The organism is Cellulomonas sp. PhB143 (genome assembly GCF_003752595.1).
Classification (GTDB): domain Bacteria; phylum Actinomycetota; class Actinomycetes; order Actinomycetales; family Cellulomonadaceae; genus Paraoerskovia.
In genome coordinates, this window is record NZ_RKIJ01000009.1 from 489,256 (window position 1) to 502,028 (window position 12,773).

Below are 12,773 nucleotides of genomic sequence, written 5' to 3' on the forward strand. Positions count from 1 at the left end.
CCGTCGGTGCTCACGCGTTCGCCTTTCCGCCGTCCGCGCGGCCGGTCTGCGAGATCCGCACCGCGAGGTTGTCGATGAGTCGTGTCGTGCCGACCCGCGCCGCGACGAGCAGCAGGGCCGGCCCCGAGAACCCGGGCCCGACCTCCTCCACGGTAGTCGGGTCCACGAGGACCAGGTAATCCACGTCAACGCCCGGGCGCTCGTCCAGCATTCCCGCGGCGCGCGCGACGACGGCGTCCGGGGCCGCGCCGTCCGCGGCGGCGGCCGCGCCGGCCCGGAGCGCGGCGGCCAGCGCGACGGCGTCCGCGCGGTCCGCCGCGGAGAGGTAGGCGTTGCGCGAGGACATCGCGAGCCCGTCCGGGTCCCTCGCGATGGGCACGCCGGCGATCTCGACGCCGAGGTCCAGGTCCCGGACCATGCGGCGCACGGCGAGCAGCTGCTGCGCGTCCTTCTCGCCGAACACCGCGACGTCGGGCCGCACGAGCTGCAGCAGCTTGAGCACCACCGTGAGCACGCCGTCGAAGTGCCCGGGGCGGTGCGCGCCCTCGAGCACCCGCCCCAGCCGCCCGGAGCTCACGCGCACGATCGGGTCGCCGTCGGGGTAGACGACGTCGGTCGCGGGCGCGAGGACCAGGTCCGGCCGCAGCGGGGCGAGGCGCGCCAGGTCGCCGGCCAGGTCGCGCGGGTAGCGCTCGAGGTCCTCGCCGGGCCCGAACTGCAGGGGATTGACGAAGATCGTCACGACGACCTGCCCGTCCGGGCCGACGAGGTCCCGCGCCCGGGCGACGAGCCGCAGGTGCCCGTCGTGCAGGGCGCCCATCGTCATGACGACCGCGCGCCGGGCGGGGACGGCGCGGGCGCCGGCCGTGCCCGGGCACGCGCCGTCGAGGGCCTCCGCGAGCTCCTCGCGGGTGCGGGCGACCGGCGGCAGCGGGTGGGTCTGGTCGGGCGGGGGGGTCATCGGGTCTCCTCCTCGAGGACGTCGAGCAGCCGCTCGGTCTGGGCCGGGCCGATGCGCCCGGCGGCGAGCGCGCGGCGCGCCCCGGCGCGCGCGAGCTCTCGGTAGGACGACGGGAGGTCCGTCGCGCCGTCGTCGGCCGCCAGCGCCTCCAGGACCCGCAGGTGCTCGACGACGGTGCCCACGTCCCCCCGGGAGACGGGGCCGGTGAGCGCGGCGATGGCGCCGGGGTCGACGTCGAGGTGGTCGTCGGCGCGGGTGGCGGGGCCGTCGTCCGGACCGACGGCGGGACCGGCGAGCTCGCCCGCCGCGTCGGCGGCGGCGTCCGCGGCGCGCAGCGACCCGTCGAGCGCGGCCGACAGCAGCGGGGCGAGCGTGCGGCCGGGCCGTGCGACGCCCGCCGCCCGCAGCGCCTGGGCGGCCTGCGCCACGAGCACGACGAGGTGGTTCGCGCCGTGCGCGAGCGCCGCGTGGTAGAGCCCGCGCAGGTCCTCGGCGACGACGACGGGCTCGCCGCCCATCTCGACGACCAGCGCCTGACCGATCGGCTGGACGGCGGGCGCGGAGGTGACGGCGAACGTCGTGCCCTCCAGGCGGGCGAGGTCCAGGGACGTGCCCGTGAACGTCATCGCGGGGTGCACCGCGAGCGGGATGGCGCCCTGGGCGCGCGCGGGCTCGAGCACGCCCACGCCGTAGCGGCCGGAGGTGTGCACGACCAGCTGGCCCGGCTGCCACGCCCCGGTCGCCGCGAGCCCGGACACGAGCTCGGCGAGCTCGTCGTCGGGCACGGCGAGGAGCACGAGCTCGGCACGCTCGACCACGTCGGCGACCTCGAGCACCGGCACGCCGGGCAGGAGGATCTCGATCCGCTCGCGCGAGGCCTGCGAGACGCCGCTCGCCCCGACGACGGCGTGACCCGTGGCGCGCAGCGCGCTGCCGAGCACGGCGCCGACGCGGCCGGCGCCCACGACGCCGATGCCGAGGCGCCCGGGGCGCGGCGGCTGCGAGGGCGGGACGGGGCCGGTCATGTGGGGTCCTCCGGGGTGGGTCGGGGGCCGGGCGCCATCCAGCGCTCGGGGACGTCGTGCGCGCGGGCCTCGCGCGCCCGCGCCGCCTGGGCGTCCACGAGCGCCGCGGCGTCGGCCGCCCGCAGGTGCGGGACCTGCGGCGCGACCGGGCCGGGAGTGGAGTGCACGAGGACGCTCGCGAGACCCAGCCGGCGCTGCAGGGGCCCCTGCTCGAGGCCGACGGACTGGGTGCGCTCGTGCGGCACGAGCACGAGGCGGCGCACGAGCCGCCCGCCGCGCAGCAGCAGCGCCCGTCCGGTGACCGCGAAGCCGTCCCGCGACCACGCCCACGGGTCGAGCCAGCGCGCGGCGCGAGGGCTCACCGTGAAGCGGCCGTGCGGCCCGGCGCCGGACCCGGCGAGGGCCTCGTCGAGCAGGTCGACCGGGTCGGGCGTCCCGAGGTCGGGCAGCACCAGCCACACGGTGCGTACGGCGTCCTCGCGGGAGCCCACGGGCAGCAGGACCGAGGAGCTCTCGCCGTCCTGCCCCCCGCGCCCGTAGCCGGCGACGTTGACCTCGACGCGCCACCAGTCCCGGTCGCGCCACAGCAGCGGCTGCGTCAGCCGCACCGCCTGCACGCGTCCGGGCGGGATGGTCTGCGCGCGCGACTCCAGGAGCCCGTGCCGCAGGCGGATGCCGTCCGGCGAGATCGCGCTGCGGAACCCGAACTCCCGGGAGAACCGCGAGAACGCGTACCCGAGGATGCCCAGCATCGCGGGGAGCAGGCTCACGAGCAGCACGGTCTGGCGCGTCCCCGCCGTCACCGCCGCGAGGGCCAGCGCGCCGAGCACGAAGAGCACGAACGCCCCCGAGCGGACCAGCGACCAGATCAGGCGCCCGGGCGAGACCTCGAGCAGCGGGCGCTCGGGGGCCGCCGCGGCGGGCGGCACACCAGGCACGGCCGCGGCGGGCGGCACAGCAGGCACGGCCGCGGCGGCCCGCGCCGCCCGCACGCCCGCCGCCCGGGCGAGCAGCTCGTTGCGCAGCGCGTCCGTCTCCCCGACCCGCAGCAGCCCGAGGCGGATCGCGGAGTCGCCGCCGCCGGCGACCTCGAGGCGCAGCTCCGCGAGCCCCACGAGCCGGGCGACCAGCGGCTGGACGACGTCGACCGCCTGCAGCCGGTCCAGGCGCGCCTTGCGCTGCTGGCGGAAGAGGACGCCGGTGCGCAGGTGCACCGAGTCGTCGTCGATCGCGTACGTGGTGCACCGCCACGAGACCGCCGACCAGCCGAGGCCCAGCACGGCGACGGCCGCGAGGCCGAGGAGGATCGTGCCGAAGTGCGCCGGGACACCCAGGCCACGGCCGGCGAGGAGGTCGTCGGACGACTGCTGCGCGACGACCACGGCGAGCGCCGCGAAGACGGTCCAGCCGCGCACGAGCGCCGTCACGGGATGCACCCGGCGCCACTCGAGCCCCGTGCCGTCCGCGGGCTGCGACCCGGCGCTCACAGACCGGCCAGCCGGGCCTCACCGCGCGCGGCGAGCCGGTCGCGGAGGCGGGCGGCGTCGTCGGGCGCCAGGCCGGGCACCGCGGCGTCGGTCGCGGGCGAGGCGGTGTGCAGCTGGACCTGGGCGATGCGGAAGCGCGCCGCGACCGGGCCCGCCTCGACGTCCACGTACTGCAGGCGCCCGTAGGGGACCACCACGAGCGAGCGGAACATGATCCCGCGCCGGATCAGCAGGTCGTCGGCGCGCTCCGCGTACCCGGTGGCCCGCACCTGGCGGGGCACCAGCCAGCCCGCCCAGCAGACCCCGACGAGAGCCGCCGCCGCGAGCACCCAGCACCACGGCGTGACCGCGACGGCCAGGACGATCCCCGCCGCGAACGGCACGAGCGCCCACAGCGAGACCACGAGGAGCCGCGCGGCGACGAGCCGGGGGCTGACGCCGCGCCACTCGACGCCGGGCGGGTCGAACGGCCCGCGCGCAGGCGACGAGGGTGGGGTGCTCATGGCCGCATCATCTCAGGCCGCGGCCGCCCCGGCCTCGTCCGGGCCCTCGTCGCGACGCGCGTCGGCGTCACCGCCGCCCCGGCCGCCTCCCGGCCCGTCGTCGGGCGGGAGCCGGCACCAGTGCTCCGCGAGCAGGCCGGCGACCGCGACCAGCACCGAGCAGAGGACCGCGACCCCGGCGGCGACCGCCTTGTCGCGGCGCGCCTCGATGCCGAGCTCGCCGAGGAACAGCAGGGCCTGGCCGCCGTACCAGCCGACGAGCACGGCACCGGTGAGCGCCGTCGCCTTCGCGAGCACCAGCGTCCGGGCGGCACGCAGGCCGCTCAGCGCCGGGCGGTCGCCGCGCTGGTACGCGCGCACGCCCCAGCCCGCCCAGGCCACGGCCGCCGCGATCACGACGAGCGTGGCGTCGACCGGCCAGGGCACCGCGGGCAGGAAGACTCCCCCGTCCTCGGCGAGGCCGGCCAGACCCCACGTGAGGACGGCCACGACCACCGCGACGAGCACGAGGGTCCGACGCCGGGTGCTGCCCATGGGACCTCCGCTCACCCCTCGCTCGGGGGCATCCACGGGGACGGGCGCTCGCTCGCGGGGCCGTCCTGGACCGGCGGCGCGGGCGGGACGACCGGCGCCTGCTGTACGGCGGGTGCTGCGGGCGCGCCGGGAGCGCCCGCCGCGACGGGAGCCGGGTGTTCGACCGATGCGGTCCCGCGCCCCTCGACCGCCTCCGCGTCGTCGGCCGGGCGGGGAGTGTCTCCGCTGCCCCGCGCGTCCTCGGTGCCCACCACCGGCACCTGCGCGTCGACCTCCGGGGCGGTGCGGTGACCTCCCGTCACCGGGGCGACGACGGCCGGGCCGGGCTCCGGCTCCGTCAGCCAGTCGAGCGCGAGCCAGCGCACGCCCGGGCGGTCCGGCGCGGTCGCCGCCAGCGCCGCGACCCCGCCGCCGCCGAGGCCGGGCAGGACGGCGTCCGGGTCGACCTGCGCCCACGGCTCCAGCACGAACGCCCGCTCGTGCGCGCGGGGGTGCGGGATCTCGAGGTCGTCGGCCGACCCGACGAGCGTGCCGTAGGTGACGATGTCGACGTCGAGGGTGCGCGGCCCCCAGCGCTCGTGCCGCTCGCGCCCGTGCTTGAGCTCGACCTCCTGGCACGCGTGCAGCAGGTCGCGCGCCGAGAGGGTGGTGCGGCCGAGCACGACCGTGTTGAGGTAGTCGGGCTGCTCGGGGCCGACCGCCGCGGTCCGGGCGAGGGGGGCCACCTCCGTCAGCTCGAGGCCCGAGATCCGGTCCACGTCCAGGACAGCGGCACGCAGGGTCGCGCGCGGGTCGCCCAGGTTCGCGCCGAGCGCGAGCACGACGTCGACCGGGCCGGCCGGGATCTGGTCCATGCGGTCCGGCTCGTGGTCCTCGGGCGCGGCGCTCTGCTCGGCACCGTCGGGACCGGCACCGTCCGGCCCGTCGCCCGTCCCGTCGAGGGACGGGGCCGCGTCGACCGCCGGTGCGGCCTCCGCCAGCGGCTCGACGGGCACCGACGGCGCCGTCGGCACGGGCGGCACCGACAGCGCCGTCGGCACCGCGTGCTCGCTCCGGTCCGCCGCGTCGTCGTCGGCGGCGGCGGCGGGCGGGGCCCCGAGCGGCGGGGCCGGGGGGACCACCGGCGGGCGGTGCACCCGGTCCCGGCGCACCGAGACGACCGCGTCGTCGAACGGGACCGCGATCGGCGCCTGCGGCTTGTGGATCGTGGTGTCGACCGCGAGCACGCCCGGGTGCGCGAGCACGGTGGCCGCCACCCGCTCGGCGACGGTCTCGATGAGGTCGCTGGGCGAGCCCTCGAGCACCGCCACGACCTCCTCGGCGACCTCGGCGTAGCTCGTGGTCTCGGCGAGGTCGTCGCCCGCCGCCGCCGGTCGCGTGTCGACGTGCATGACGACGTCGGCGACGAACGTCTGACCGTCCCGGCGCTCGTGCGCCAGCACCCCGTGGTGGCCCGTGGCCGTCAGCCCGGTCACCCGGATCTGGTCGGCCACCATGCCGTCCGGTCCGGGGTACGGTCCCGCGCTCGCGTCGCTCACGTCGTCCTCCGCCTCGTGTCGTCCTGCTGGTCGTCCTGGGTCCCCTGCCCGCGCCGGTCACGGGCCGTGCGGTCGGCGGGGCCGTCGACGCCCCTGACCGACCCGCGGTCCGACTCATACCTTCGCGCCCCCGACGCCGCCTGCCAAGCCGCGGCGACCCGGACGGCGTCGGCCGAGCCGGGCACGTCGTGCACGCGCACGCACCAGGCGCCGGCCGCCGCGGACAGCGCGGAGACCGCCGCCGTCGCGCCGTCCCGCGCACCGGCGGGCACCGGCTCCGCCGTGTCCTCCGCGAGGAGCCGGCCGAGGAACCGCTTGCGCGAGGCGCCCACGAGCACCGGGCGGCCGAGGGATTGCAGCGCGTCCAGGTGCGCGAGCAGGGGCCAGTTCGCGGCCCCCGCCTTCGAGAAGCCGAGCCCGGGGTCGAGCACCACCTGCTCGGCCCGGACGCCCGCCGCGAGCATCCGCTCGAGCCGCTGGGCGAGCTCGTCCCGGACCTCCGCGACGACGTCGTCGTAGTGCTCCAGGTCGTCCATCACGTCCGACGGCCCGCGCCAGTGCATGGCGACGTACACGACGCCGAGGCGCGCCACGGCGTCGTACATGGCCGGGTCGGCAAGGCCGCCCGAGACGTCGTTGACGACGACCGCGCCCGCCGCGACGGCCTCCGCCGCCACCGCGGCGCGGGTGGTGTCCACGCTGACGAGGGCGCCCTCCCCCGCCAGGGTCCGCACGACGGGCAGCACGCGGGCGAGCTCGACGTCCTCCGGGACGCGCGTCGACCCGGGGCGCGTCGACTCGCCGCCGACGTCGAGCAGGTCCGCGCCCTGGGCGAGCAGCTCGCGGCCGTGGGCGGCGGCGGCGGCCGGCTCGAACCATCGGCCGCCGTCGGAGAACGAGTCGGGCGTCACGTTGACCACACCCATGACGAGGGTGCGCTGCAGGGATGTCAGGCGGTCCGGCAGCGGTGCCGGGTGCGTGGGGGTCACGAGAAGGGCCCGGGCTCGCCGGCGCCTAGCGGCCCAGGATGAGGCTCATGGCCTCGGCCCGGGTCGCGCCGTCGCGCATCTGGCCGCGCACGGCCGACGTCACCGTGCGCGAGGCGGGCTTGCGCACCCCGCGCATCGACATGCACAGGTGCTCGCACTCGACGACGACGATCACGCCGCGCGCCTCGAGGTGCGTCACGAGCGCGTCCGCGATCTGCGTCGTCAGGCGCTCCTGGACCTGGGGCCGGCGGGCGTAGACGTCGACGAGCCGCGCGAGCTTGGACAGGCCGGTGATCCGCCCGTCGGCGCTGGGGATGTAACCGACGTGCGCGACGCCGTGGAACGGCACCAGGTGGTGCTCGCACGTGGAGTACACCTCGATGTCCTTGACGAGGACCATCTCCTCGTGGCCGAGGTCGAAGGTCGTGGTCAGGACGTCGTCGGGCTCCTGGCGCAGGCCCGCGAAGATCTCGCGGTAGGCGCGCGCGACGCGCCCGGGGGTCTCGCGCAGCCCCTCGCGGTCCGGGTCCTCGCCGACGGCGAGGAGGAACTCGCGGGTGGCCGCGGCGACCCGCGCCTCGTCGTACTCCGGCACGTCGGCCGGGCGACGCAGGTCGCGCCCGGCGTCGTGCCGCGCCGGAGCGTCCGGCACGACGCCCGGCCCCGAGGCACGCCCCGAGGCGCTGTCAGCCACGCTCGTCCGGCCCGTCGACCGCGTCCTGCGTGCCACCGACGGCGCCGCCCGGCGGCACCTCGCCGACGCGCTCCGGGGGCAGCTCGTCGTTCGCGGCGGCGGCGTAGTCCTGCGGGACGACCTCGGCCCCGTCGAGCTCGGCCTTCTCCGCCTCGGTGAGCACGGGGCCGCGGGTCGAGACCGCGCGCTGCTCGGAGGAGAGCCACACGTCGCGGGCCTCGCGCTTGACGACGGGAGCGAAGACCCGGGCGAGCTCGGCCTGGTTGAGCGTCTCCTTCTCCAGGAGCTCGAGCACGAGCGTGTCGAGCACGTCGCGGTACTCGTTGAGCACCGTCCACGCCTCGTCGTGCGCCGCCTCGACGAGCTTGCGCACCTCGTGGTCCACCGTGCCCGCGACCGACTCGGAGTAGTCGCGCTGGTGGCCCATGTCGCGGCCGAGGAACGGCTCGCCGGCCGCGGTGCCGAGCTTGATCGCCCCGACGCGCTCGCTCATGCCGAACTCGGTGACCATCTTGCGGGCGATCGAGCTGGCCTTCTCGATGTCGTTGGACGCCCCCGTGGTCGGGTCGTGGAAGACGATCTCCTCGGCCACGCGCCCGCCCATCGCGTAGGCGAGCTGGTCCAGCAGCTCGTTGCGCGTCGTCGAGTACTTGTCCTCGGTCGGCATGACCATCGTGTAGCCGAGGGCACGCCCGCGCGGGAGGATGGTCACCTTCGTGACCGGGTCCGTGTAGCGCATCGCGGCCGCCACGAGCGCGTGTCCGCCCTCGTGGTACGCCGTGATCTTCTGCTCCTTGATGTTCATCACCCGGGTGCGCTTCTGCGGGCCGGCGATCACCCGGTCGATGGCCTCGTCGAGGGCGCGGTCGTCGATGAGCTGGGCGCCGCTGCGCGCGGTGAGCAGCGCCGCCTCGTTGAGCACGTTCGCGAGGTCCGCGCCGGTGAACCCGGGGGTGCGGCGCGCGACGCCGACGAGGTCGATGTCGGGGACGATCGGCTTGCCCGCGGCGTGCACGCGCAGGATCGCCTCGCGGCCCTTGAGGTCGGGGGCCTCGACGGCGACCTGGCGGTCGAAGCGGCCGGGTCGCAGCAGCGCCGGGTCGAGGATGTCGGGGCGGTTCGTCGCGGCGATGAGGATGACGTTCGTCTTGACGTCGAACCCGTCCATCTCGACGAGCAGCTGGTTGAGCGTCTGCTCCCGCTCGTCGTGCCCGCCACCCATGCCGGCGCCGCGGTGCCGGCCCACGGCGTCGATCTCGTCGACGAAGATGATGGCGGGCGAGTTCTGCTTCGCCTGCTCGAAGAGGTCGCGCACGCGGCTCGCGCCGACGCCGACGAACATCTCGACGAAGTCCGAGCCCGAGATCGTGTAGAAGGGCACGCCCGCCTCGCCCGCGACCGCGCGCGCCAGGAGGGTCTTGCCCGTCCCGGGGGGGCCGTAGAGCAGCACGCCCTTGGGGATCTTCGCGCCGACGGCCTGGAACTTCGCGGGCTCGGCGAGGAACTCCTTGATCTCGTGGAGCTCCTCGACGGCCTCGTCCGCGCCGGCGACGTCGGCGAACGTGACCTGCGGGGTGTCCTTGGAGACGAGCTTCGCCTTCGACTTGCCGAAGCCCATGACCTTGGACCCGCCGCCCTGCATGCGCGAGAGCAGGAACCAGAAGAGCACGCCGATGATGAGGAACGGGATGATCAGCGAGAGCAGCGACGCGAGGAACGACTGCTTGGCGACCTCGGAGTTGTAGCCGTCCTTCGGGCTGGCGGTCGCCACCGCGTCGACGACCGCCTCGCCCTGCGGCGCGACGTAGAAGAACTCCACGTTCTTGCCCTTGTTCTGGGACTTGCCGTCGGCGTCGTCGTAGACGAAGTCGTCGTCGAGGGTCAGGCGTACGCGCTGGTCGCCGTCGACGATCAGCGCCTGGTCGACCTTGCCGTCGGCGAGGAGCTCGAAGCCCTGCGACGTGTCGATCCGCTGGACGGACGGCGTGCGGAAGGTGGTGAAGGCGATCCACAGGAGGAGCAGCCCGAGGACGATCCACACGTACGGACCACTGAAGATCTTCTTGGCGTTCATCGACGACGGGGACCGAGGCCCGTTTTCCCTCCGCTTGCGCAACGATTCCGACTGCGAAACTACACGCTCACCCTGGGCGCGCGCTGACGTGTTCGCCCAGGGCTTGGCGACCGCCCGGGCCCGCTCCGGTCAGCCGGCGGAGTAGACGTGCGGCGCCAGCGTCCCGACGAACGGCAGGTTCCGGTAGGCCTCGGCGTAGTCGAGGCCGTAGCCGACGACGAACTCCGTGGGGATGTCGAACCCCACGTAGCGGACGTCCACCTCGACCTTCGCGGCCTCCGGCTTGCGCAGCATCGTGGCGATCTCCACCGACGCCGGCCCGCGGCTGCGCAGGTTCTGCACCAGCCAGGAGAGCGTGAGCCCCGAGTCGATGATGTCCTCGACGATCAGGACGTTGCGGCCCTGCAGGTCGGCGTCCAGGTCCTTGAGGATGCGCACCACGCCCGAGGACTTGGTCCCGGATCCGTAGGAGGAGACCGCCATCCAGTCCATCTGCACCTTGTGGTGCAGCCGCCGCGAGAGGTCGGCCATCACCATGACGGCGCCCTTGAGCACGCCCACGAGCAGCAGGTCCTTGCCCGCGTAGTCGCGGTCGATCTCCGCCGCCATCTCGTCGAGCCGGGTCATGAGCTGCTCCTCGGTGAGCAGCACGGAGGAGAGGTCGGTGCCGAGGTCGGACGGTTCCACGGAGTGCTCCAAGAGGGCGTCGGGTCTGGGGTGGGTCTGCTCAGGTGGCAGGGCCGATGACCAGCGTGCCACACCGCCGGTGCGCGCGGCGCGCCCCGGGCAGGTGCGCGGGCCCCTGCCCGTGCCAGGCCAGGACGAGCCGCTCGAGGGTCTCGACGTGCCCCGCGGACAGGTCGCCCGCCGGGCACCCGGCAGCGATCGCGGCCCGGCGCAGCACGCGCCTGCGCACCGCCCGCGGGAGCCCGGACAGCCCGTCGGCGTCGAGGGCGAGCGTCCCCGGACCGGGCATCGGGCCCGGCGCCCGGCGTCGGACCGTGACGAACGCCTCGTCCGCGAGCGCCTCCAGCGCGTCGGCGTCGTCGCGCAGCTGTGCCGCCGTGCGCGCCAGCGCCTGCGCCACCCCCGGGCCGAGCACGTCCTCGAGGACGGGCAGCACCTCGTGACGCACCCGCGAGCGCAGGGGCAGGCGCGCCGAGGCGGTGCCCGGCGCCGGGCCGTTCGTCGGGTCGTGCCAGGGCTCGAGCCCGAGCGCGGCGCACACCGCCTCCGTGTCCGCGCGGCGCAGCCCGAGGAACGGCCGGCGCAGCGCGCCGCGGGCCGCGGGCATGCCGGCCAGCGATCGCGCTCCCGACCCGCGGGCCAGGCCGAGCAGCACCCCCTCCGCCTGGTCGTCGAGGGTGTGCCCCAGCAGGGTGGCGCGCGCGCCCGCCCGTCCGGCGGCCTCGTCGAGCGCCGCGTACCGGGCGTCCCGGGCCGCGGCCTCCACGCCCCCCGGACCCTCGACCCGCACGCGGACGACCTCGACCGGGCCCAGCCCCAGCGCGGCGCACGCGGCCGCCGCGCCGGCGCAGACCTGCGCGGAGCCCTCCTGGAGGCCGTGGTCGACGACGACGGCCCCGGCCCGCAGGCCGGCGCGCGGCGCGACGAACGCCGTCGCCGCCGCGAGCGCCAGCGAGTCCGCCCCGCCGGAGACGGCGACCAGGACCAGCGGCGCGGCCCCGTCCGGCGCCCCCGCGTCCGCGGGGTCCCGGCCGTCCTGCGCGAGGTCGGCGAGGCAGGCCCGGACCGCGGAGCGCGCGGCCGCGACGGCGGGCGCCGGTCCGGCCACGGTCAGCCGTGCACCCGGCGCACCCAGGCCGCCGGCTCACGGATCTCGGCCGCGCTCGGCAGCGCCTCGGGTCCCGTCCAGACGGCGTTCAGCCCGTCCCGCCCGACGACGTCCTCCACCTCCCGGACGAACGCCGCCCCGTCGCGGTACTGGGCGAGCTTGGCGTCCATGCCGAGGACGCGGCGCAGGACGCCGTCGAACACGCTGCGCCCGGCGCCGTCGCGGCGCTGCTCGAAGCGCCGCCGGATGCGGCGCACGCTCGGCACGACGCGCGGGCCGACGGCGTCCATGGCCACGTCCGCGTGCCCCTCGAGCAGCGCCATCACCGCGGTCAGCTCGTCGAGCTCGCGGCGGGAGCGCTCGTCGAGGAAGCCGTGCACGAGCGAGGCGTCCGTGCCGCGGACCCCGTGCACCAGCCCCCGGCCGAGGGCGGCGGCGCGCTCGGTCCAGCGCGCGGACGTGACCCGGCGGCCGGTCGAGGTGACCCCGGCGAGCAGCTCGCCCGAGCGGCGCGAGAGGTGCCCCGCGAGCCACGGCGCCGCGGCGAACTGCAGGGCGTGGGTCTGCTCGTGGAGGCAGACCCAGAGCCGGAAGTCCCGGGGGCGCAGGCCGAGGGTGCGCTCGGCCTGCAGCACGTTGGGCGCGACGAGCAGCAGGCGGCCGAGGGCGGGGGCGCCCGCGGTCGCGGCCGCGGCCGCGTACGGGTCGAACTGGCCGAGCACCCGGCTCGAGAGCGCGGCGAGCACCACGCCGACCTCCGACGCCCCGATCAGGCTCGGCAGGGGCGCTGCCAGGCGAGAGCGCTCGGAGTCGGTCAGCGCCGCGGCGACGGGTCGCGTCATCGTCTCCATGACCTCCGTGTTCGCCACGGCCCAGCGCGCCCGGTCGACGACGTACACGCGCGAGAGCACGTCGCTCGTCGCGGGCGAGGCCGGGTCGGGGCGCATCCCGGTCACGTCCAGCACGGCGGGGACCGCGCGGGCGGCGGCCTCGCGCAGCCCGGCGACGAGGTCGTCGAGATCGTCCCGCGTCGCCTCCGGCCCGGGGCGGGCGACCTTGCCCGCGATGCTCGCCGCGGCGCGCCAGTCGACGACCCGGGGTGCGGGGGCGGGCTGCGCCGCCGTCGCGAGGGCGGGAGCGGGCAGGGAGGATGACGTCACGGGTCCACCGTAG

The 12,773-nt window shown here is 76.6% G+C and carries 12 protein-coding genes; all 12 read right to left on the reverse strand.

What is annotated here, in order from left to right; translation table 11 throughout:
* Window positions 1-10: 10 nt before the first annotated feature.
* Entirely contained in the window at window positions 11-961 is a 951-nt protein-coding gene (gene panC, locus EDF32_RS03615; RefSeq protein WP_123307126.1) for a pantoate--beta-alanine ligase, read from the reverse strand.
* On the reverse strand, window positions 958-1,986 hold the full coding sequence (locus EDF32_RS03620) for a Rossmann-like and DUF2520 domain-containing protein (RefSeq protein WP_123307127.1): 1,029 nt from the start codon (window positions 1,984-1,986) through the stop codon (window positions 958-960). Before EDF32_RS03620 ends, panC begins: the two co-directional genes overlap by 4 nt.
* Window positions 1,983-3,473, reverse strand: a complete 1,491-nt coding sequence (locus tag EDF32_RS03625) for a PH domain-containing protein (RefSeq protein WP_123307128.1) — start codon at window positions 3,471-3,473, stop codon at window positions 1,983-1,985. Before EDF32_RS03625 ends, EDF32_RS03620 begins: the two co-directional genes overlap by 4 nt.
* A complete protein-coding gene (locus EDF32_RS03630) occupies window positions 3,470-3,976 on the reverse strand; it encodes a PH domain-containing protein (protein ID WP_123307129.1) in 507 nt (168 codons plus the stop codon). The genes EDF32_RS03625 and EDF32_RS03630 overlap by 4 nt, the downstream gene beginning before the upstream one ends.
* Before the next feature lie 12 nt (window positions 3,977-3,988).
* Complete coding sequence (locus tag EDF32_RS03635) at window positions 3,989-4,510, reverse strand: DUF3180 domain-containing protein (protein ID WP_123307130.1); 522 nt, start codon at window positions 4,508-4,510, stop codon at window positions 3,989-3,991.
* 11 nt (window positions 4,511-4,521) lie between these two features.
* Window positions 4,522-6,048 (reverse strand): 2-amino-4-hydroxy-6-hydroxymethyldihydropteridine diphosphokinase, encoded by a 1,527-nt coding sequence (folK, locus tag EDF32_RS03640; RefSeq protein WP_233565671.1) that lies wholly within the window; start codon window positions 6,046-6,048, stop codon window positions 4,522-4,524.
* Complete coding sequence (gene folP / locus EDF32_RS03645; protein ID WP_123307265.1) at window positions 6,045-6,974, reverse strand: dihydropteroate synthase; 930 nt, start codon at window positions 6,972-6,974, stop codon at window positions 6,045-6,047. The genes folK and folP overlap by 4 nt, the downstream gene beginning before the upstream one ends.
* Window positions 6,975-7,062: 88 nt before the next feature.
* The gene (gene folE / locus EDF32_RS03650) at window positions 7,063-7,650 is read right to left on the reverse strand and encodes a GTP cyclohydrolase I FolE (RefSeq protein ID WP_123307266.1); all 588 of its coding nucleotides are present in this window, start codon (window positions 7,648-7,650) and stop codon (window positions 7,063-7,065) included.
* Window positions 7,651-7,723: 73 nt separating this feature from the next.
* Complete coding sequence (gene ftsH, locus EDF32_RS03655) at window positions 7,724-9,805, reverse strand: ATP-dependent zinc metalloprotease FtsH (protein WP_123307131.1); 2,082 nt, start codon at window positions 9,803-9,805, stop codon at window positions 7,724-7,726.
* 129 nt (window positions 9,806-9,934) lie between these two features.
* Window positions 9,935-10,492, reverse strand: a complete 558-nt coding sequence (hpt, locus tag EDF32_RS03660) for a hypoxanthine phosphoribosyltransferase (RefSeq protein ID WP_123307132.1) — start codon at window positions 10,490-10,492, stop codon at window positions 9,935-9,937.
* A 40-nt stretch (window positions 10,493-10,532) separates the two neighbouring features.
* Window positions 10,533-11,600 (reverse strand): tRNA lysidine(34) synthetase TilS, encoded by a 1,068-nt coding sequence (gene tilS / locus EDF32_RS03665; RefSeq protein ID WP_123307133.1) that lies wholly within the window; start codon window positions 11,598-11,600, stop codon window positions 10,533-10,535.
* Window positions 11,601-11,602: 2 nt separating this feature from the next.
* Window positions 11,603-12,760, reverse strand: coding sequence for a zinc-dependent metalloprotease (locus EDF32_RS03670; RefSeq protein ID WP_123307267.1), 1,158 nt, complete (start codon window positions 12,758-12,760; stop codon window positions 11,603-11,605).
* Between the last annotated feature and the right edge of the window lie 13 nt (window positions 12,761-12,773).